Origin of the sequence: Natronomonas sp. (assembly GCF_046483325.1) — an archaeon.
In the GTDB taxonomy this organism is placed as follows: domain Archaea; phylum Halobacteriota; class Halobacteria; order Halobacteriales; family Haloarculaceae; genus Natronomonas.
Genome location: NZ_JAWODL010000009.1, coordinates 26419 through 46421, shown reverse-complemented (window position 1 = coordinate 46421; position 20003 = coordinate 26419). Strand labels below are relative to the sequence as shown.

At 64.0% G+C, this 20003-nt stretch carries 24 protein-coding genes and 1 pseudogene; 11 read left to right on the top strand and 14 right to left on the bottom strand.

Annotated features, from left to right (window positions below):
- Positions 1 to 5: 5 nt before the first annotated feature.
- Positions 6 to 444: pseudogene (locus R6U53_RS01800) on the top strand (zinc ribbon domain-containing protein); the annotation flags it as partial.
- A 66-nt stretch (positions 445 to 510) separates the two neighbouring features.
- Complete coding sequence (locus R6U53_RS01795) at positions 511 to 1245, top strand: NRDE family protein (RefSeq protein WP_410320665.1); 735 nt, start codon at positions 511 to 513, stop codon at positions 1243 to 1245.
- A gap of 15 nt (positions 1246 to 1260) precedes the next feature.
- Here R6U53_RS01795 and dapA read toward each other — a convergent pair whose 3' ends face one another.
- Positions 1261 to 2181, bottom strand: coding sequence for a 4-hydroxy-tetrahydrodipicolinate synthase (gene dapA, locus R6U53_RS01790; protein WP_410320664.1), 921 nt, complete (start codon positions 2179 to 2181; stop codon positions 1261 to 1263).
- Between the two features lie 161 nt (positions 2182 to 2342).
- Here dapA and R6U53_RS01785 point away from each other — a divergent pair, with 161 nt between their 5' ends.
- The gene (locus R6U53_RS01785; protein WP_410320663.1) at positions 2343 to 2699 is read left to right on the top strand and encodes a helix-turn-helix transcriptional regulator; all 357 of its coding nucleotides are present in this window, start codon (positions 2343 to 2345) and stop codon (positions 2697 to 2699) included.
- A 7-nt stretch (positions 2700 to 2706) separates the two neighbouring features.
- On the opposite strand, the gene R6U53_RS01780 is transcribed toward R6U53_RS01785, so the two are convergent.
- Positions 2707 to 4353 (bottom strand): 3-hydroxyacyl-CoA dehydrogenase NAD-binding domain-containing protein, encoded by a 1647-nt coding sequence (locus tag R6U53_RS01780; RefSeq protein ID WP_410320662.1) that lies wholly within the window; start codon positions 4351 to 4353, stop codon positions 2707 to 2709.
- Positions 4354 to 4535: 182 nt separating this feature from the next.
- Here R6U53_RS01780 and R6U53_RS01775 point away from each other — a divergent pair, with 182 nt between their 5' ends.
- Entirely contained in the window at positions 4536 to 4961 is a 426-nt protein-coding gene (locus tag R6U53_RS01775) for a winged helix-turn-helix transcriptional regulator (RefSeq protein WP_410320661.1), read from the top strand.
- A 63-nt stretch (positions 4962 to 5024) separates the two neighbouring features.
- Positions 5025 to 5513 carry an SRPBCC family protein gene (locus R6U53_RS01770; protein WP_410320660.1) on the top strand — a complete coding sequence of 163 codons (489 nt, stop codon included), beginning with the start codon at positions 5025 to 5027 and terminating at the stop codon, positions 5511 to 5513.
- A gap of 39 nt (positions 5514 to 5552) precedes the next feature.
- Here R6U53_RS01770 and R6U53_RS01765 read toward each other — a convergent pair whose 3' ends face one another.
- A complete protein-coding gene (locus R6U53_RS01765) occupies positions 5553 to 5924 on the bottom strand; it encodes a hypothetical protein (RefSeq protein WP_410320659.1) in 372 nt (123 codons plus the stop codon).
- 257 nt (positions 5925 to 6181) lie between these two features.
- Here R6U53_RS01765 and R6U53_RS01760 point away from each other — a divergent pair, with 257 nt between their 5' ends.
- Positions 6182 to 7075: a DMT family transporter gene (locus tag R6U53_RS01760; RefSeq protein ID WP_410320658.1), complete on the top strand. Its 894-nt coding sequence runs from the start codon at positions 6182 to 6184 to the stop codon at positions 7073 to 7075.
- Between the two features lie 2 nt (positions 7076 to 7077).
- Here R6U53_RS01760 and R6U53_RS01755 read toward each other — a convergent pair whose 3' ends face one another.
- Complete coding sequence (locus tag R6U53_RS01755; protein ID WP_410320657.1) at positions 7078 to 7497, bottom strand: GIY-YIG nuclease family protein; 420 nt, start codon at positions 7495 to 7497, stop codon at positions 7078 to 7080.
- A 122-nt stretch (positions 7498 to 7619) separates the two neighbouring features.
- On the opposite strand from R6U53_RS01755, the gene R6U53_RS01750 reads away from it, so the two are divergent.
- The gene (locus tag R6U53_RS01750) at positions 7620 to 7814 is read left to right on the top strand and encodes a methytransferase partner Trm112 (protein ID WP_310676825.1); all 195 of its coding nucleotides are present in this window, start codon (positions 7620 to 7622) and stop codon (positions 7812 to 7814) included.
- 45 nt (positions 7815 to 7859) lie between these two features.
- A complete protein-coding gene (locus tag R6U53_RS01745) occupies positions 7860 to 8423 on the top strand; it encodes a hypothetical protein (RefSeq protein WP_410320656.1) in 564 nt (187 codons plus the stop codon).
- Here the strand turns inward: R6U53_RS01745 and R6U53_RS01740 are convergent.
- Together R6U53_RS01740 and R6U53_RS01735 are read right to left on the bottom strand one after the other, a co-directional pair.
- Entirely contained in the window at positions 8420 to 9514 is a 1095-nt protein-coding gene (locus tag R6U53_RS01740) for a DR2241 family protein (RefSeq protein WP_410320655.1), read from the bottom strand. The genes R6U53_RS01745 and R6U53_RS01740 overlap by 4 nt on opposite strands.
- Positions 9507 to 10397 (bottom strand): CbiX/SirB N-terminal domain-containing protein, encoded by an 891-nt coding sequence (locus R6U53_RS01735; protein WP_410320654.1) that lies wholly within the window; start codon positions 10395 to 10397, stop codon positions 9507 to 9509. Before R6U53_RS01735 ends, R6U53_RS01740 begins: the two co-directional genes overlap by 8 nt.
- A 122-nt stretch (positions 10398 to 10519) precedes the next feature.
- Here R6U53_RS01735 and R6U53_RS01730 point away from each other — a divergent pair, with 122 nt between their 5' ends.
- Positions 10520 to 11014: a hypothetical protein gene (locus R6U53_RS01730; protein ID WP_410320653.1), complete on the top strand. Its 495-nt coding sequence runs from the start codon at positions 10520 to 10522 to the stop codon at positions 11012 to 11014.
- Between the two features lie 26 nt (positions 11015 to 11040).
- Positions 11041 to 12534, top strand: coding sequence for a cysteine--tRNA ligase (gene cysS, locus R6U53_RS01725; protein WP_410320652.1), 1494 nt, complete (start codon positions 11041 to 11043; stop codon positions 12532 to 12534).
- Between the two features lie 21 nt (positions 12535 to 12555).
- Here the strand turns inward: cysS and R6U53_RS01720 are convergent, their stop codons facing one another.
- Positions 12556 to 13779, bottom strand: coding sequence for a tripartite tricarboxylate transporter permease (locus R6U53_RS01720; protein ID WP_410320651.1), 1224 nt, complete (start codon positions 13777 to 13779; stop codon positions 12556 to 12558).
- A gap of 228 nt (positions 13780 to 14007) precedes the next feature.
- Here R6U53_RS01720 and R6U53_RS01715 point away from each other — a divergent pair, with 228 nt between their 5' ends.
- Positions 14008 to 14637 (top strand): class I SAM-dependent methyltransferase, encoded by a 630-nt coding sequence (locus tag R6U53_RS01715; RefSeq protein ID WP_410320650.1) that lies wholly within the window; start codon positions 14008 to 14010, stop codon positions 14635 to 14637.
- Positions 14638 to 14702: 65 nt separating this feature from the next.
- Here R6U53_RS01715 and R6U53_RS01710 read toward each other — a convergent pair whose 3' ends face one another.
- From R6U53_RS01710 to R6U53_RS01680, 7 genes are all read right to left on the bottom strand, one after another.
- Positions 14703 to 15125, bottom strand: a complete 423-nt coding sequence (locus tag R6U53_RS01710) for a CBS domain-containing protein (RefSeq protein ID WP_410320649.1) — start codon at positions 15123 to 15125, stop codon at positions 14703 to 14705.
- A 189-nt stretch (positions 15126 to 15314) separates the two neighbouring features.
- Positions 15315 to 16556 carry an MgtC/SapB family protein gene (locus R6U53_RS01705; protein ID WP_410320682.1) on the bottom strand — a complete coding sequence of 414 codons (1242 nt, stop codon included), beginning with the start codon at positions 16554 to 16556 and terminating at the stop codon, positions 15315 to 15317.
- A 196-nt stretch (positions 16557 to 16752) separates the two neighbouring features.
- Positions 16753 to 17085, bottom strand: coding sequence for a 50S ribosomal protein P1 (gene rpl12p, locus R6U53_RS01700; RefSeq protein WP_410320648.1), 333 nt, complete (start codon positions 17083 to 17085; stop codon positions 16753 to 16755).
- A 6-nt stretch (positions 17086 to 17091) separates the two neighbouring features.
- Positions 17092 to 18132, bottom strand: coding sequence for a 50S ribosomal protein L10 (locus R6U53_RS01695; protein ID WP_410320647.1), 1041 nt, complete (start codon positions 18130 to 18132; stop codon positions 17092 to 17094).
- The gene (locus R6U53_RS01690; RefSeq protein WP_410320646.1) at positions 18129 to 18767 is read right to left on the bottom strand and encodes a 50S ribosomal protein L1; all 639 of its coding nucleotides are present in this window, start codon (positions 18765 to 18767) and stop codon (positions 18129 to 18131) included. The genes R6U53_RS01695 and R6U53_RS01690 overlap by 4 nt, the downstream gene beginning before the upstream one ends.
- A 132-nt stretch (positions 18768 to 18899) precedes the next feature.
- The gene (locus tag R6U53_RS01685; protein WP_410320645.1) at positions 18900 to 19706 is read right to left on the bottom strand and encodes an ATPase; all 807 of its coding nucleotides are present in this window, start codon (positions 19704 to 19706) and stop codon (positions 18900 to 18902) included.
- A complete protein-coding gene (locus R6U53_RS01680; protein WP_410320644.1) occupies positions 19703 to 19966 on the bottom strand; it encodes a DUF5827 family protein in 264 nt (87 codons plus the stop codon). Before R6U53_RS01680 ends, R6U53_RS01685 begins: the two co-directional genes overlap by 4 nt.
- Positions 19967 to 20003 lie beyond the last annotated feature (37 nt).

Sequence of the window (20003 nt, the reverse complement as noted above, 5' to 3'; positions counted from 1 at the left end):
GCTCGATAACGACGTGGCTAGTCCGCGAGCGCGACGCCGTGTTCGTCGAAAATCCGAACGTTCGGCATATGCTTCAAGTGGATGGCAACGGTCGGAACAAGCAAGACGCGGCGTGGCGACATTCAGTACCTTGCTCGAATATAAAGGCGATCTGTACGGCAGACGCCGTCCAAGTGCCCGCCTGCGGGACGACCAACGAACGCGCTCGGTGTTGTGGAGACGGCGAAACTCATCTGGGCCGGAGAACACTCTCGCCCGTCGTGCGGATTCGAGACGAATAGGGGCGCGACCGCGGCGATGAACGTCCGCAAACGCGGGTTTTCTGAACCGGGGCTGGGATGGCCCGAATCAACGCCAGTGGAGACCGTGACCGCTACCGACACCGCTGGCTTCCAGCGTGTGTCTGCAAGTCACGTCGTGGAAACAGAAATCCTGCCTTCGTGACAGCAGGATTCCCCGCACCACCGTGCGCGGGTAACATTCAACCCCCCGTCGATCCAAGGCGGAATCGTGTGTACTCTCATCGTCGCCTGGCGCGTCTTCGACGACGCACCGATATGTGTCGCCGCGAACCGTGACGAGGCGACCGACCGTCCATCGTCCCCGCCGAGCGTCCGGGAGGGCGACCCGCCGATCATCGCCCCGCGGGACGAGCGCGCGGGCGGGACGTGGATCGGCTACAACGCCGACGGCGTGTTGGTCGCAGTCACCAACCGTTGGGTACCGGGGGACGGCGAGCGCTCGCGCGGGTTACTCGTCGACGACGCACTGGGTGCACGGTCGGCCCGGGGAGCACTCGACCGGATAGAAGGTGAGCTCGAAGCGCGCGAATACGCGCCGTTTCAGCTGCTCATCGCCGACGAGGAACGGTGTCTGCTCGTCGCACACGATTCCGAAGCGGATGCGATACACCGACTGGGATCGGGCGTCCACATCGTCGTCAACGTCGGCTTCGACGGGGAGTGGTTTGTTCCCCAGCGGCGACCGGAAATCGGCCGCCAGCAAGCGGCGAACGCCGAGCGGGTCCGCGCGGAACTGCAGCCCAGGGCGGGTGAGACCGCCGCCGAGTGGACCGAACGGGCTGGCTCGATCCTCGGCGATCACGACTACGGTGTCTGCATCCACGACGACGGCTTCGGAACCCGATCCTCGTCGCTACTCAGACTCGGAGACGAACGGGTCTTCGAGTACGCCGACGGCCCGCCGTGTGAGACGTCGTTCCGTCGGGTCGACGAGCGTGTCTGAGTTCAAACGGGCTACTCAATCGAGGGACGAGACGGCCGTTTGGACGACCTCGGCCACGGCCGCCCGCTCCGACTCGTCGAGTTCAACGAGCGGCGGACGGACGGTCGCACGGTCGAGGACGCTCCGCTCGCAGAGTGCAACCTTCGTCGCCGGAGCGAATCCGTATTCGAGTGCAGCGTCGAACACCGGCGAGAGGACTTGCTGTTGAATCCCTCTGGCTCGAACGATGTCGCCGTCGTCCATCGCCTCACAGAGTGACCCGAACGCGCCGGGGAAGACACCAGCCAGCGCGTTGATCCCGCCATTGGCACCCATCGTTTGCGCGCCGACGAAGTGGTCGTCGTACCCCTGCAGGACCCGAAACGAATCCGGCGTCCGCGCGACGAACCGCTCGACTGTACTGAAATCGCCGCTCGTGTCCTTGATCCCGTGGACGGCTTCGTTGGACGCGAGCGTCTCGACGGTTTCGGGCGTCAACGGACCGCTGGTACACGAGGGAATGTTGTACAGGTAGATCGGCAACGCGCTGTCGGCGGCGACCCGGTCGTAGAACATCCGATTGCCGGCCGGATCGTTCGCCGCGTGGTAGTACGGCGGCGTGATCAACGCTCCGTCCGCGCCGACCGCCGCCGCGTCGTCGACGAACTCGCAAGCGCCCTGAACGGTCGTCGCGGCGGCCCCGGCGATGACCGGAACGCGACCGTCGGCCGCCTCGACCGTCGTCTCGATGACCGACCGTCGTTCCTCGCGTGTAAGGCTCGCGAACTCGCCGGTCGTTCCGCAGGGGACGAGGCCGTCGATCCCCCGGTCGATCGTCCAGTCAGCAACGTGCGAGAGGGCGTCGTGATCGACGGATTCGTCGGCTTTGAACGGCGTTACCATCGCAGAGAGCGACGCTGTCGGCGGAAGATCGATCTGAGTGGTCTCTCGTGACATACTCACACTCCATCTTCCGAAAAATAGTAGCTTTGGTTCTCGGACGCTCGCGTCGGTGGACGCTCGCGATATAGAGCCGAGGAGGGTTCGACGACCGTGCTCGTCACCCTACTGGACGGACAAGCAATGATTTAAATCGCTCGCTGGTCAAGTTCGGCACGATGAGTACCGCCGCCGAAACCGATCTCTCGGAGGTAGAGCGCGAAGGGTTAGAACTGATACGGACGACCGGTGGTATCCACCAAAGCGATTTTTGGAAGGAACTCGACGTCGATTCGAGAAAGGGGAGCCGAATACTAGACAAACTCGAGGAGATGGAGCTCGTCGAGCGAGCCGAGACGGTCTACGAGGGGCACAACACCTATTACGTCACGCCCATTCTCGACCCGCGTGATCTCGATTTCTCGCTTCTGATGGCCGGTGATCTGCTCTCCCCGTTCGTCGGCGACGAGGAAATCGACCCGCAAAGCGACGCGTTCTCCCAGTGGGTCATGACCCTCGCCTACGAGGAGTACTGACGGAACGTCACTTCAACAGAGAGGTCATCTCACACGAGATGACGACTTCGTCGCGCTGATTTTTGATCTCGAGGGCGAACGTGACGGTCCCGTTTCCGGGCCCATCCGGCCGGGGGGTCGTCTCTACGACCTCCATCTTGACGTGGATCGTATCGCCGGTGTAGACCGGTTTTCGGAATCGGAGATCGTCGAGGCCATAAAACGCCACGACCGCATCGCGCATTTCGAGGGACCGGTATTGCCAGATGAGTCCGGTCGCGGCGCTCAACACGAGCATACCGTGAGCGATCCGCTCGCCGAAGATGGACTCGCGCATACGCTCTTCGTCCATATGGATGTGATTGAAATCCCCCGAGACGCCAGCGAAGTTGGTCACGTCGGCGCCCGTGATTGTTCTACCGTCGGTAACATCGGTATCACCGACCTCGATCTCGTGGAAGACGCCGCGCTCCTCGGTGCCGGTGCCGCCGTCCGTTTCGGCGTACTCGTAAAAGCCCGCACCGGCCGCCTTACCCGTTCGTCCGGACTCGACCAGCTCTCGGAGATACGGTGAGACGTTGTAGCGATCCTCGTCGTACGACTCGTATAGCGCGTCGAGCTTTTCGAGCACGGCGTCGAGGCCGATCCCGTCGGCGCGGCGACACGGTCCCTCCGGGAAGCCAGCCCCGAGTCTCAGACCGGTATCGATGGCCTCGGGCGTCGCCACGTCGTCGCCGATCAACTTCGCCGCCTCGTTGCTCATCCGCGCTTCGATACGCAGCCAATCGAAAGCCTCGGACGCGTCCTCAGGAGTGTAGTTCGCACCGTCGTCGCTCCCGTAATCGTAGTACCCCTTGCCGGTCTTCCGACCGATTGCGCCCGCGTCGACCTTCGATTCGAGAATCGGCGGGACGGGGCGCTCGGCCTCCACGCGCACCCGGTAGCTGACGTCGATCCCCGTGAGATCGCCGAGTTCGAACGGCCCCATCGGGTACTCCCGCTCGTGAACCATCGTGGCGTCAGCCTCGCGAATCTCGGCGGTACCCTCGCTGACCATCCACGCCGCCTCCTCGACGAAGGGGCCGAGCACGTTGTTGACGACGAAGCCGCGGACGTCCTTCCGGACGTAAATCGGCGTCTTGTCGATCGATTCGACGAAGTCTGAGGCGGTTTCGGCCGTCTCGTCGGATGTCCGCTCGCCGTAGATGACTTCGACGAGATCCATCTTGACGGGTGGGTTAAAAAAGTGCGTCCCAACGACGGAGTCGGGACGGTCGGTCGCGGCGGCGATATCGGTGATCGGTAGCGACGAGGTGTTCGACGCCAAAACGGCGTGGGCTGGAGCGTACTCGTCGAGGGCTTCGAAGACCCCGTGTTTGATTTCGAGCTCTTCGGGGGCGGCTTCGATGACGAAGTCAGCATCCGAGACCGCGGATTCGAGATCGACCGTCGTTTCGATCCGTGCCAACACGTCGTCCGGCGATTCACCGAGCCGTCCGCTCCCGTCGAGCTTTTCGAGCGACCACTCGATATCCTCGTAGCCTGCCTCGACGAACTCCGTCTCGATATCGCGCATCGTCACGTCGTATCCCGCGAGCGCGACGACCTCGGCGATCCCATGGCCCATGGTTCCCGCACCGAGGACGGCCACGTGACCGATGTCATCTAGGGTCATACATGCGATGCTGTCGGTGGCTCCGTCTTAAGCGTGCCCCCATTCCGCCCGTGACGGCCGCGTGAGGCGGCGAGACCGAGGTTCGTTCACCGCAACCGAGGAGTCGAAACGATGATCCCGAGTTGCCGGTTTGGTTTTTTCACTTCGGAAGATATTTTTTCACGGACGTAAAACCATACGTTATGAGCGTGGAGACCGAGGATCGGATTCTTGCCGTCCTCGAAGACGATGCGCAGGCCTCGTACACCGAGATCGCGGAGCGGGCCAACGTGTCGAAACCGACGGCTAGAAAGTACATCCAAAAGCTCGAATCGGAGGGCGTCATCGTTGGGTACTCGGCGGACATCGACCCAAAAAAGCTCGTGGGCACGTCGATCGCGCTGGTCGGAATCGACGTCGCGAGCGAACGCTACGTCGAAGTCACCGGGGAGCTAAAAGAACTCGACGCCGTCGAGTCGCTGTACACCTCCAGCGGCGACCACATGTTGATGGCCGAAGTCAGAGCCGCCGACGGGGGCGAAGTCGGCGAGATCATCCGTGAGGGGATCCTCTCGATCGAGGGCGTCGAGGCAGCACACCCATCGTTTCTCCAAGAGCGACTCAAGTAACCGCGGATCGCCGACCGTCTCCGCCACCCACGCAGTTTTGCCCGCCGCCCCCGTAGCGTCTGTATGGCCACGTATCGCCGCGAAACGCGCATCGAGGCCCCGTTCGAGGAGGTGTGGGCGTTTCACTCGACCACGGACGGACTCGAAGCGCTGACGCCCGAGTTCATGCACCTCGAAGTCGAGGACGTCACCGGCCCCGACGGCGACCCCGATCCCGACGAACTCGACGCCGGCTCCCGGATCGAACTCTCGGTTCAACCCTTCGGCGTCGGTCCGAGACAGCGAATGATTTCAGCCATCACTGAACGGACACTGGAGGATGGATCCGGCATGTTTCGTGACGTGATGGAGTCGGGACCGTTCGCAGCGTGGGAGCACACACACCAGTTCTTCGCCGACGGGGACGAGACGGTAGTCGTCGATCACGTCGAGTACCGACTGCCCGGCGGACGGATCGGCCGCGTTCTGTCGCCGCTGGGACGGATCGGACTCGAACCGATGTTCCGTGACCGCCACCGGACGACGAAGAGGCTCTTGGAGAAACCGACGTGATCCGCATACAGTTGTATTAAAGCGACACAGGGATCCGCCTCAGGCCTCCACGGCAGTAAACTCCTCGCGAACGAACAGATACAGCGCCAAGGCGACGAACACGCTCGCCACTGCCCCGGTTACGAGGCCGATCGTGAACCGCTCTGTCCCACCGAGTAGCCAGAGCGCACCGAGAAAGAGGGCGAAAGCGGCCCCCAAAAGGTACAACAGTGAATGCCAAAGCGGAGTCAGTCGAACGACGAAGCCGGCGAGGAACGCGAGAGCGATGAGCAGGAACTGCCCGCTGCGGTTACCCACCGTGGTCGGGTCGAAGAGCGCGAGATACATGTGGATACCGGCGAGACACAAAGTGAGAGCTAAGAAAACGACCTCGACCGGACCGATAGTGGGACGCGATCGGTCATCGCTCATTCAACGTACCCTCCGAGCAAGCGTGTGATATTGACACTTGTGAGCATTCGACGCGCCATAAAATAGGTATGGCGGTTCTACGGACGACCGACAGCGTCACACGACGAGTACGACCGTAGAAACCGGTTCGACGGCGCCGAGAATCGAGACCGGCCCCGTGCCGAATCGCGAGAGTCCGACACCACCGGCGACGGTGCCCGACACGTCGATGGTTTCCGTTGCGAAACCGACTTGCCGGTGGCCGTCGCAGCGGTCGTGTGCTCGACGCCCTCGAAGCGAGGACGCCGCCCGTGGTCGCGCTGGCAGTCGCCGTGGTGGCTGTCTCGACGAGCGCGATCCTCGTCCGATGGAGCGACGCGCCGTCGGTCGTGTTGGCCTTTTATCGAGTGGGCTTGACGACGCTTCTCGTCGCCCCGTTCGTGTTCACTCGATACCGTGGGGAGTTCTCGGCGTTCGAACCGCGGGACGTACTCGTCGCAACGCTAACTGGCGCGGCATTAGCCATCCACTTTGCGGCGTATTTCGAGAGCCTCGAGTGGACGAGCGTCGCCGCGAGCGTCACGCTGGTTCAATCGCAGCCGCTTTTCGTCGCCGTCGGTGCGGCGCTCTTTTTGCGCGAGCGTATCGGGACCCGGAAGATGATCGGTATCGCCGTCGCGATCGTCGGTATGGCGGCGATGTCGGCCGGTGAACTTCTCTCAGGGGGGGCGATCGAGGGATCCCGACCACTCTATGGAAACGGCCTCGCCGTCCTCGGGGCGTTCATGGCCGCCATCTACGTGTTAGTCGGTCGCTCGCTCCGCCAGCGGGTCGCCGTCGTTCCGTACGTACTCGTCGTCTACACCGCCTGTGCGCTCACGCTGCTCGTCGTCGCCGTCGCGCAGGGACTCCCGCTGGCCGGCTATGACCGCCGCGAGTGGCTCCTGTTTTTCGCCCTCGCGGTCGGCCCCGGTCTGTTCGGCCACACCGTGATCAACTGGGCGCTCGAGCACGTCGAGTCTTCGGTAGTCAGCGTCTCGCTGCTCGGCGAACCCGTCGGGGCGACGATCCTCGCGTTGTTCTTACTCGCCGAAGCGCCCGGTCCGACGACGATCGCCGGCGGACTCGTCGTTCTCGCGGGAATATACGTCACGTCCGCAGCGCGTGCGTGAGATCAGTCGTCAGTGTTCGCACGGCGATGCGCCGAAGCGACGGCCTCGCGAAGCCGTCCGCCGTCCTCGTCGTAGGCGAGATGCGACGAACACTCACAGTCCGAAGAGCCGAAGCCCGAAGCGGGAGCCGGCGGCAGCGCGTCCGCAACGGCACACTCGATATCCGCATCGGGCGTCCGAACGTCCCCGGCGATCGAGGCGTGTTCGTGCCCGAGCAGGTAATCGATGTGCCAGTGTCGGGTCTCGCTCGCGCCGGCCGCGAGATCGTAGTGGCGGTCGACGCGACTGAATCCCCCGGATCCGAAAGCGCTGCCGGTGTAGGCGTACGTACCCGCCGGAAGGGGGTGTTCGCCGAGCGCACCGATCTCGATCGTCGCGCGCTGTCGCAGTTCGATACAGAGCGTGTAGGTACCGCCGGTCACGGCCGTCGGTTGGTCCGACACGGTATAGTAGCTGACGGGTAGCAGTCATCGGGTCCGAGTGCTCGTTCGGCGCTGCGGGAGGACCCGCCATACTTTTGATCGCCGCCGCCGCAGACGAGGGTATGAAAGAGACGCTTTTGGACATTCTGTGCTGTCCGCTTGACAAGGCCGAGCTCGAACTCGAAGTGATCAGGGAGGACGACGAGGAAATCCTCGAGGGACGGCTCGTCTGCACCGAGTGCGGAGAGGAGTATCCGATCGAGGACGGCATTCCGAATCTCCTGCCGCCGGACATGCGCGACGAGGCGACGGCGTAACCGCCGACAGTATACTTTTTAAGCTCACCGGGAGTGTGTCGCCACGTGACGGATTCGCTCGCCGTCGCGGTCAACCGTGACGGGCTACACACGCTCGCAGTCCCGACGAAGTTCGAAGCCAGCGGGCCGTTCGACGTCAGCTTACACAACCACGGCGAGGCGGCACACGTCCACCTCAATCTCGACGACCGACTCTCGGATATCGCTCGGATCGGCGCGACGAACCACTACGTCGACGCCGGGGAGAGCCGGACGATCACCGTCGAGACGAGAGATCCCTCGGGGTGGCCGAGCGACACGGTCCGCGGCAAGCTAAAGGTCGTCGTCGGACACGGTCAAGAAACCCACTACGTGGACGTCACGCTGGACCGGACGGCGGCGAACGGGACGGTCCGAGTCGATCCCGAACTCGGGAAACCGAACCGGGATCCCGACCCAGAGCTTCCGCCGTTGGCTAGGATCGTCCCGGTCGTCGTTCTCGGGAGCGTCGCCGTACTGCTCGCCATCGGCGCGGTCTTCACCGGCGGCGGCATCGATATCCTCGTCGGGGGGCTTGCGATCGTCGCCGCCACCCTCTGTGCGGCGGCCGCGTACTATTTACTCGGTTAGTCCTCGCCGGCTGGGACGCCGCACAGTCGCCCTTCGTCGTCGAATCGCTTCGCTCTGAGAAACCGCGCCCGATAGCGGTTCGCTCCTCGGTAGATGTCAGCTTCGCGAATGTCGTCGGCCTCGCCGTCGGCGACCGCGTCGATGATCGCTTCGACCTGTGCTTTCTCGCTCGGCGTCAGGTCGAACTCGTACGTTCGTTCCTGTTCGGCTTCGAGTTTCGTCCACTTCCGGGCGGCGGTGACGACGAGCGAGCAGGGTTCCCGGCAGGGGAACCGCCCGTCGCCGCCGTCGACGCCGAGTTCGGTGTCCTCGTCGTATTCCCACTCGCGGCGCTTTAGACACTGACTGTCCGCACAGCAGGCCTCGGCGACCAACTCGACGTGTTCGTGTCCTTCGCCGCGGTCCCAGGTCTTGATCACGCCGTAGATGCCGCTTTGTCGCTCCATCGTCTCGCGCCAGTGACTCACGTCCAACTCCCCCCGACGTTCGAGATGCCAGTTGGCGATCGTAGCCGGATAGACGTACTCGACGGTTTCGGCGAGCGACCGGCCGTCGAGGTCGACGAACGCCCAACCGGTCGGCAGCGTCGGCGCGGTTTTCAGCGGCCGGTACCGCCCCCGGTCGTCGGTTTTGACGAGTTCCCGGGCGTCGAGCGGGTCGGTCAGCACGTCGAGCGATTCCGGCGGCTTGTCGGCGTCGGATTCGTTTCGCACGGTGTACGTTCTGTTTCCGTCCGAGGCGAGTCCGATATCGATCCGAAGTTGTCCCCACGACGCGACGACCGCACCGTCCGCGAGCGCCTCGTACCGATCGGGGACGGCGCGTTCGTCCGCGTCCTCGAGGTATCTGAGAAACGTCCGTTCGGTGTCTGAACGATCGGTTCGCTCCCAGTAATACCAGTTCGAGACGAACCAGGGGTTCTCCGACGCCAGCGGTCGGAGTTCGGACTCCGAGAGGCCGGCCCGTGTCGTCCCCGGCGTCTCGAATCGGTAGCCGTCCCCGTCTCGGGCGACCACCAATCCATCGCGCTCGATGCCCTCGTCGGCCGCCGACACCAGGGCGTCGAGTTGCTCGTCGTTCACGTCAGTCACCCGCCTCCACTTTGGTATCGGCCGTTTCGCCGTCGGTTCGGTGTCGGATATCCTCGATCGCGTTTCCTACGTCCGCCCCGGCGTCGGCCGCCCGTTCGATGACCACGTCGGCGGTGAGCGCTTCGGTGCCGACCGCGCCGGCGTACCAGATTCGGTGCCCATCGACCTCGGCTGGCGTCTCCCAGCCGGTCCGATAATCGTCGGTCAGCCCCATGTCTTCGGGGATGTCCTCTTGGGTGTGGTAGCCGTCGGCGACGAACAGCGGGACCACGACGATGTCGGTCGCCTCGAAGAAGTCGGTCACATCGTCGATTTCGGGATCTTCGTCCATAAAGAGCGCCCTCACTTCCTCGAAGCGCCCCATCTCGTCGATCCGGTCGGCGTGGAGGTGGACGGCTTTCGCGGAGTTCTCGTTACGTGCGGTGCCGTGGCCGACGACAGCCAATGCGAATCCGGAACCCACCTCGGGATCACCGGTCACGCTTTCGGCGCGTCTGACTATCACGTCGCTCATCGCGTCGTGGGTACCGACGGGCCCGCAGTAGTGGACCGTCTTTCCGACGTCAGCCGCTTCGAAGGTGGCGTGTGTTGCACTTGTGCCGTCGGAGTCCCACTCGTCGAGGTCCCAGCCATGGAGTCGGAGTTCACGGGGGATGACCTCCTCGGTGAAATATCCCTCCGAAATAAAAAGCGGCACGACGTACACCTCGTCGCTCTCGACGGTTCGGAGCACCTCGCGGAACGAGGGCTCTTCCTTCCAAAAGCCCGTCCGGACCTCGTCGAAGACGCCGGTCTCCCGGATCGTGTCAGCGTGGTCGTACGTCGGGGTGCTCGCGTCGGAATTGAGATGCGACCCGTGGGCGACGATAACGAGCGCTTGCATGTGTCATCAGTAGGCGACGACGGTCTTAGGGCCTTCGGGAAATCCCGGGACCGCGGTGGCGACGGCAGTCCGCCTCACGTACGACCGACAACCCCTTGAAGATCGCGGGCGACGCGCCGGATATGACCGTCGCCGCCGAGACGCGGGCCGCTGTCCGCAACCATCCGTTCTTGCACACCGCCCTCAGAGCGAACATCGTCAACTACACCGCCGCCGCGCGGTTTCTCGACGTCGGCGAAATCGATGCTGTCGCGGCCGCTCTCCGCCGGTACGCGGAGGAAATCGGCGAACTCGAACGGACGACTCGCCGCGTCAGCGTCTCGATGCAGTCGGGGATCACGAGTGTCGACGATACAGAGGCGACGAAGGGTGTCATCTCCGTCGGTGACCTGGTGTTCGCTGCGAGCGGGGGCGACCTGACGGCAATCGTCGCCGCGGGCGAGTTCGAAACGTCGGCGCTCGAAGCGGTGTTAGGTCGACTCCGTACGGCCGATGTCGAGTCCGTCGCCGCCGCCGGCACCGACGGCCACATCGCGGTCGTCGTCGAACGCCGCGCGGGACCCGACGCCGTCCGACTCGTCGAAGACGCGCTCTCGAACCCGCAAGCGACGCATTGAAACCGACGCCAAGCGAGGCTCCGACAATGACGCTCCGCCTCTCGAACACGCTCTCGGGCGAACGCGAGGAGTTCGAACCGGCCGATCCCGACGACGTCCTCGTGTATTATTGTGGCCTGACGGTGTCGGATTACGCCCATCTCGGACACGCTCGCACGTGGGTCCACGTCGACGTTATCCACCGGTGGCTCGAGCACCTCGGTTACGGCGTCCGTCACGTCGAGAACATCACCGACGTGAACGAGAAGATCGTGGCCCGCATCGGCGAGCGCCGTGACTGCGAAGCGCTCGGAGACGACGAATCCGCCGTCGCCCGCACGTTCATCCGACAACTGCTCGCGGATATGCGCTCGCTCAATCTCAAACGCGCCGAGGTGTACCCGCGCGTCTCCGAACACATCCCGGAGATCATCGACCTCATCGAGACCCTCGAAGCCCGCGGGTACGCCTACGAATCGAACGGGTCCGTCTACTTCGACGTGACGGAGTTTCCCGACTACGGGAAGCTCTCGAATCAGTCGATCGAAGACGTCGAGGCCCAAGGCGTCGAGGAGGAGCGCTCGGAGAAACGACATCCGTCGGATTTCGCCCTGTGGAAGGCCGACGGCGTCTCCGAGAGCGCGATCACGGAGCACCGAAAGCCCGATCGCGACTACGACTGCGACGCGCCGTCGGGCCAGACCTGGGACTCGCCGTGGGGCGAGGGACGACCCGGATGGCACATCGAGTGTTCGGCTATGTCGATGACGCACCTCGATAGCTCGATCGACATCCACATGGGCGGCAGAGATCTCGTCTTCCCGCATCACGAAAACGAGATCGCTCAAAGCGAGGCGGCGACCGGCGAGCAGTTCGCCCGCTACTGGCTGCACGCCGACCTCTTTCAGATGGACGACGAGAAGATGTCATCGAGTCTCGGGAACTTCATCCCCGTCGGCGAGGCCGTCGAGCGGTTCGGCGTCAACCCGCTCCGGATGTTCTTCGTTTCGGCCTCGTACAACTCGACGCAGACCTACAGCGAGGCCGCGATCGAGGAGGCGCTCGAGCGGTGGGATCGACTCGAGACGGCCTACGATCGAATCACCTCGGCCGCCGACAGACCCGACGCACGGACGAACGTCGAATCCCCACTCCGCGGGGCGGCCGAAGAGACGCGAACGGAGTTCACCGAGGCGATGAACGACGACTTCAACACCCGCAAAGCGCTCGCGGCGCTGTTCGATCTCGCCGCCGCGGCCAACCGACACCTCGACGAGGCCGACGAGTACGACTATCGCGGGCTCAAAGCGTCGATCGAGACGTTCGAGGAGTTCGGTGAGGATGTCCTCGGATTCGGCTTCGACGGGGACGCGGATGGCGAGGCGACCCTCGCCGGTGAACTCGTCGAGTTGGTTCTGGAACTCAGAGCGCGCGAGCGCGAGCAGGGCAACTACGAGCGGGCCGACGACCTGCGCGACAGTCTCGAAGCGCTAGGCGTCGAGGTGCAGGACACCGACGACGGCCCGACGTATCGGCTGTGACCACCTCGTCGAGTCCGGCCGCTATCCGACGATGATCGGCCCGATGAGCACCCCCATGAGATTCGCTCGCCGGGCACGAAACCGCGCCGGCACGAGTCCGACGACGGCCGCGGCGGCGTACGCTCCGATCCCGAGACGGCCGGCGAACAGGTACGCGAGGCCGGCGAGCGCACAGAGCAACGCGATCGACAGCCGAGTTGGATCCAGCCGTCCGACGACCGCCAGATACCGATCACCGAGCGTCACGACGCCGAGAAGTCCGGCGCTCGCTCCGATCACGACTGCGACGAGTAAGTGGGGTATCGAAAGCGGCACCGACGCGGATTCGAGCGCGACGAGAACGCCCGTTCGAGGCGATCCAAGCGCGACGAGCGCGAAGAGGGCGAAGATCGTGTTGGCCGTATTGACCCCAGAGGTCGCCACGATGAATCCGCGCGCGCCGTACCGCCCGGGGACCGCGAGAAGCGCGAGCGTCGCCGCGACGGCGCTCGAGACTGCCGGGACGTAGCCCACGATCGCACCGGCGACGGTACCGAGCCCCGACAGCCCCAGAACGCTCCGTTTCGAGGCCGCGATCTCCGGGCCATCCTGCGGGGGCACACCGTCGCCGCCGATGGCGTCGATGAGTACCGGCGCGCCGAACAGTCCGGCGAAAAGCGGCGCGAGCATCCCTCCAGCCGCGAGCGGTGCCTCCGGCGAGAGATCGAGCGTGCCGAGCCCCAACAGCGCGCTCAAGCTGAAGGTGATCGACGCGACGAGTTTGGACGTGACACCGCGTTCGGTCGCGACCAGCGTCAACGCGACGCACCCGAGGACGAGCGGCAGGTTCGCCTGAAGCGTCGGCCAGAGCCGAATCATCGCGCGGGTGATCGGAATCGCGAGCGGGGCCGCGAGTACGACCGCTGCGGTGCTTCCGAGCGCCGACAGCCGCAGCGCTTCCCGACCGCGCCCCTCGATCACGAGGCGGTGACCGGGGAGCGCCGCGATCGCCATCGCCGGATCGGGCACACCGAGCGCGAGCGTCGGGACGATTTCGAGGAACGTGTGGACGACGCCAGCCGCGAGCATCGCCATCCCGACGTACAGCGGTGGTCCCGGAATCGACGGTGCGACGCCCGCCAACAGCAGCGCCATGTTGTTCGCGTGTAGTCCCGGCGCGAGTCCGCTGATCGTGCCGAGCGCGATACCGCTGGCGACGAAACAAAGCGCAACTGCGGTCGCCCGCGGCGCGAGTGTCACCTCCATCGAGAGGGAGTGGTCGCGTCGTGATATATAAACCATGGCCACGACGATCGGCCGTGCTAACCGGCGCGGGTGAACGGAGAGGGCTTGGCGAGGATATCCCTCGTTCGCGACTGCGCGGCGACGTCGACCGCGCGGCGGGGGCTAAGATTTGCGAGACATTTCCCGTGAGTTCGGAATCCCGTCCACGGCCGTCAGTACTCGTAAGAGGCTGTCGGTCGAACGAACACTATGCCGAAATCACAACCGTTCGAACGACACACAGAACGATACGAGGAATGGTTCGACGCGCACGAAGAGGCCTACCGATCGGAGGTCGAAGCGCTCAGGCGACTGATCCCACAGCCGGGGTTCGGTATCGAAATCGGCGTCGGGAGCGCCCGGTTCGCCGCTCCTCTGGGAATGCATGTCGGCATCGATCCGGCGAGTGACATGCTTTCGTTGGCTCGCAAACGCGATATCGAAGTCGTCAGGGGCGTTGCCGAACGCCTGCCGTTCGACGACGGGACGTTCGACACGGCGCTGATCGTCACGACGATCTGTTTCGTCGACGATATCGCCCAGACGCTGGCTGAGGCCCGACGGATTCTGCGCCCGAATGGGGCGCTCGTCATCGGATATATCGACAAAGACAGCCCCGTCGGTCGGATGTATCAGGAAAAACAGTCAGAAAACCCGTTCTACCGGGATGCGGTGTTCGTCTCGACCGACGAACTCGTCGAGAAGCTCGAAGCAGCGGGATTCTCCGCGTTCGAGTCCGTGCAGACGATCTACCGTTGGCCGGACGAGATCGACGAACCGGAGCCTATCGACTCGGGCTACGGCGACGGGTCCTTCGTCGGGATCAAAGCGACCCGCTGACGATCGAAACGGTCCCCGAGATCGCCCAAAAATCGAGTCTGAAGCCCGCTACGCGCGCGCTGCCGCTAGTATTCGGGTCGTTGTGCCCGGATGACCGACGCCAGCTGTTGGGTTTCGTCCGAGAGGAGTTCGGTCAGGTCGTCGGCGGTGATTATTCCCACGAGTTCGTCGTTCTCATCGCAAACGGGCAAGCGACGCACACCGTTTTCGCTCATCGCCTCTGCAGCCTCGTAAAAGCCCGTCTCGGGGGCGACGGTACACAAGTCCGTCGACATGACATCGTTGGCAGTCTGATCGCCCGGATTCACCTCTTCAGCGAGTATGCGGGTCGTCAGATCGCGATCGGTGACGATTCCGGTCGGACTGTTATCGCTCGCGATCACCACACTCCCGACGTTTTCGTCTCGCATCTGCTGGGCGAGTTCCGAGACCGGGGTTTCGGGACCTGTTTTGACGACGTTTTCCCGGGCAAGATCTTGAATTGGCATCTGTGGAACCTCCACGCTCGAATTCGATGTGAGATCACAAGTATCAGGGGACTCGTTCTCAACGGCTTGGAACGTCTCGGTACCCATCGTAGGGACGTGAAAATACCGTGCGGTATCGACGACGATCTCGAACCGCTGCCGGGCGATCGCTTCGCGTCGTGAGGCCACACCTGCGGTCCTACCGGCGGATCAGAGGACGACGACGACGAGGATGCCGAGCGCCGAAACGGCCCCGAGGGCGACCGTCACTCGTCGGCCGAGGGCCGCGGTTCCCAACAGCCATGCGAGCCCGGCCTTCGTGAGCGTGTTCGCGATCGCACCGATGACGATACCGGTGGTCGCCGTCGAGGCGGAGATCTCGCCTTCGGCTTCGAGTGCGCTCAGCGTGAGCGTGATCGCGTCGACGTCGGCCAGCCCCGAGAGGAACGCCGTCGCGTAGATCCCCGAAACGCCGAAGACCGAGTGAGCCGATTGGGACACCAAGAGGACGACCGCGAAGACGGCGCCGAAAAACAGCGCCGGACGGAGTCGGAACGGGTTCTTGAGATCGGCCTCGGTCTCCGGCTCCGCCTGTGAGTCCCAGTAGACGACCCCCGAGATGAGAACTCCGATACCCGTCATCGCCCCGAGTGGAACGAGGAGTTGGGGGAGTAGCGTCGGGTTGACGACGGCGACCTCGATGAGTGCTCGGGGGAACATAACGATCGACGCGACGACGATCGAGAACGTCCCGATTCTGTAGATATCGGGGTTCTCTCGCGTTCGTTCGGACATCGAGACGGTCGTCGCGGTCGAGGAGACGAACCCGCCGAGAATACCGGTCAGGGCGATCCCGCGTTTGGCGCCGACGATCCGGCTCAGGATGTAGGCGACGAAGCTCAACCCGGTGACGAACCCGACCATGAGCCAGATGAACCGCGGATTGAGCCCGTACAGGACGTCGATCTCACGATCCGGCAGGAGTGGTAAAACGACCACCACGACGAGGATGAATTTGAGCGAGGCGCGGCGTTCGCGCTCGTCGATTCGATTGACGATCCTATGGATCGTTGGCTTCGCGGACAGGAGTACGGTAACGACCCCGCCGACGATGATGGCGACCAGTGTCCCGCGCTCCGAGGAGACCGTTATCGCCCCGAGAAGGACGGTGAGGACGGCAGCGACCAACGTCGTGAGTCCGATGTCCCCTTCGGTCAGGACCTTCGCGACGTACGCGACCGTCAGTGGGATGGCGATGACGAGCAACGTCGCGGCGAGCAGTCCAGGGAAAAACGCCTGTACGATGGCACCGATCAGGGCAAAGAGCGGAAACGTGCGACTGCCCGCAAACATCCCGCCGGACTCCGCCTGTTCTCGTTCCAGTCCGATGAGCGCCCCGATTCCGAAGGCGACGAGGAAACGGAGAAAGAGCGAGTCGACGATCTCAACCATCCCGTCTCGTGGATACTCCACATTCGGTTGTGAAGCTTCGGGTGTAGTGCGAGCGTCTCTGGAAGCCACGAACACGCCGGGACAACCGCAACAGCGGGAGGTACAGAGATTCGTAGGCTGAGACCGTCTTCGTCGGGGGGAGCCGCACCGCTACGGACCCCAAAATAAAACGAGGATAAAGCGTCGAGTACCGCGTCTAGCCGAACAGTTCGCCGAGGCCTTCGCCGCCGTCGTCGCCGTCGTCTTCCTCTTCGTCTTCCTCGGCTTCGGCTTCCTCGGCTTCCTCGGCCTCGTCGTCGGTCTCGTCGGACGCGTCGCCCGCGGCAGCGCCACCGGCGCCGGCTGCCGGAACCGCGGCGGCCGTCTCGATGGCCTCCTCGATGTCGACGTCCTCCAGCGCGGCGACGAGCGCCTTAACGCGGGATTCTTCGACGTCGACGCCGGCGGCTTCGAGCACGCCGGTCAGGTTGTCTTCGTTGATCTCTTCGTCAGTTTCGTGCAGAATGAGTGCTGCGTAAACGTATTCCATTGGTAGTCACCCGAACATGTTACCGAGCGCGTCGCCGCCGTCGTCGGCGTCGTCCTCGGCGTCGTCTTCTTCAGTCGATTCGTCTGCTGCGTCGGCATCGCCGTCCGCGTCGTCATCGTCGTCGGCCGACTCCTCCGCAGGAGCGGCGGCCTCGACGCCGCGGAGTTCCTCAGGCAACGCCTCCTCGTCGTCGATCGCGGCTGCGAGCGCGCGAACCTGCGCGTCGGCCTTCGAGACGAGATCGTCGGCCAGATCGGGGCTTTCGATCGCCGCCGACAGGCCGACGGATTTCGCTTCGCCGGCCGCCTTCGCAAGCATCGCCGGCGCGGTCCGCGTCGTCGGATACTCGGCGTTGATAGAGAGGTTGCGTGCGGCGCTGGATGCCGACTGGAGGTCCGCGACGTACTCGTCGATATCGATATCGAGTTCCTCGGGCGAGAACAGCACGCCTTCGGAGAACACGCCGCGGAGGTCGAGTCCGACCTCCTTGGGTTCGATCCCGAGTTCGCCGAGGACGTTCGCGAGGTCGGCCGAGACCTCCTCGCCGGCGGAGAGCACGGTCGAGTCCTCGACGACCTTGATCGAACCGCCGTCGATCCGGGCGTTGGCCCCGATCGTCTGGAGTTCGCCGACGAACGGTCCGGGATCGACGCCGGTGTCGCCTTCCGGAATGACGACGTCGTTCGGGGCAACTTCCCCGGCGTTGATCGGTGCGGGCGTCTTCGAGGCTTCGAGCTGTTGGTAGAGCCCGAACGGGTTATCGTTCGTCCCGATCAACCCGATCTGTCCCTCGACGTGTTCGACGAGGTCTTCGAGCCCGTCGTCGACGTCCTCGAGCGCGCGTTCGATCAGGGTGTTCCGCGAGACGCGCAGGGCCGCGGTTCCGTGGAGTTCACGGCGCATGTCCTGCAACTGGCGACTCGGGATCCCCGTGATGTCGACGACGCCGATAGAACCGTAGGTCTCGAGGAACTCGACGATCGAGTCGATCTCCTTGCGTTTCCACTGCGGAATGGTCTCGGTTTTGCGTTCCGCCTCGGCGCTCATGCGGGCACCTCCACCGACGGACCCATCGTCGTCTTCACGTACACCGAATCGATGTTCTGGGGACCCTTCTCGAGGTCCGTAAACAATCGGCGTAGGATGACGTCGATGTTGTCGGCGATCTGGTCGGCGTTCATGTCTTCGGCGCCGACGCGCGTGTGGAACGTGCGTCGCTCGCCGGAGCGGACCTGAACGGTGTTCTTCATCCGGTTGACCGTCTCGACGACGTCGTCGTCGGGCTGCAGCGGTGTCGGCATCTTCCCTCGGGGACCGAGTACGGTCCCGAGGTAGCGACCGATGTTCTGCATCATGTTGGCCTCCGCGATGAAGAAGTTCGTCTCATCAGCTAGGTCTTTCGCCGCGTCGTCGTCGTCTCCGAGGTCTTCGAGGTCGTCGCTGTCGAGTACTTCGTCTGCGACGTCCTCGGCTCGGAGGGCGGTCTCGCCCTCCGCGAAGACAACGATACGCGTGTCCTGGCCCGTACCCGATGGTAGGACGATGCTCTCGTCCACCCGGTTGTTGGGATCTGCTAGGTCAATGTCGCGCAGGTTGATAGCGAGGTCCACCGTCTCGCGGAAGTTCCGCTCGGGTGCATCGCTTAGTGCGCGGGATACTGCGTCCTCTATCGAATCTGCCATCGTTCACCTCCGTAGTTTCAGCCTTACGAGCTACTACGGCGTGAAACAGGCTACGCCTGTCTCGTTTGCAGCGACGGGAATGAGCTATTTAAGAGCGTCGAACCGGACCGCACGTGACCGTCGCTTTCACCCTCAGACTGCCGCGAGGAGCGCATCGTAGGCCTCCTCGTACGCGTCCGCGATGACTGCCCGATCGCTTCGTTCCTCGCTCGACAGCGCCGGTAACGTCAGTGAATCGTCCGGATCGAGGAGCCCGACGACCGACTCGACCCGCTCCTCAAGTCTGCCCTCGTGGGCGCTTCCGCTCGCCACGTCGCAGGCTTTCGCGTACCGCTCGCCGTCGTAGATTCGGCACCGACGCGGTTCGACGACCGCGACGGCGTCCGGAGCGAACGCCGAGAGCGGGCGGGCGATGTCGGCGTAGGATTCCACGATCGCGCCGTCGCGCGTTTCGATCTCCTCGGCGAGCGCGTCGAGCGCTGGCGCGTGACGCTCGGCCATCAGTTCGTTCAGTTCGGACAGCGACTCGACGCTCAATGCCGGAGCGAGTGGGAACGCCCGTTCGGCCGCCGGCGGAATCTCCGTTTTGCCGTTGATCACGTAGGTATCCTCCGAATCACGCGTCACGCGATCGAATAGAAAACGCCGTCCGTCGCGGCCCAAGATCCCCTTCCCGCGCCCGGGCGTCGGCAGCCACAACCGATGGATCGGATTGATCGCCTCGGGGCGTACGTCCCCGTTCGCCGCGGCGATCTTCCGCGCGTCTTTTCCGTACAGCCGCTTCTCCTCGACGGCGCGTCGGTAGTCGTCCTGATCGTACCAGTAGCCGTTCCCGGCGCGCGGCTTGAAGCCGCGAATCCCCGTCCGCTCGATCAGACCCGTGGTGAACGTCGTCTTGCCGGCGTCGACTTCGGCGCTACCGGCGACGAGCAGTTTCATCGGAGACCGTAGTACCCCGGTTCGTCGTCAGCCTCGGGTTCGGCGAACACGAACGATTCGCTGTGGTCGAGCATCCATGGGATCGCCCAATCGAGGAGAATGTCCTCGGTCGCGGGGTCGAGTTCGGTGTCGGGGGCGAGCCCCTGAAGCAAACGGGCGATCTCGTAGACGGTGTACAACTGCTCGGCGTCGAGAACCTCCACCGGATCTCGAAATTCGAACTCGCGGAGGTCGTCGAACTCCTCGCGTGATCTGGGCATACCCTCGGATAGGCATCGATCGGGCTAAAAGCGTGGC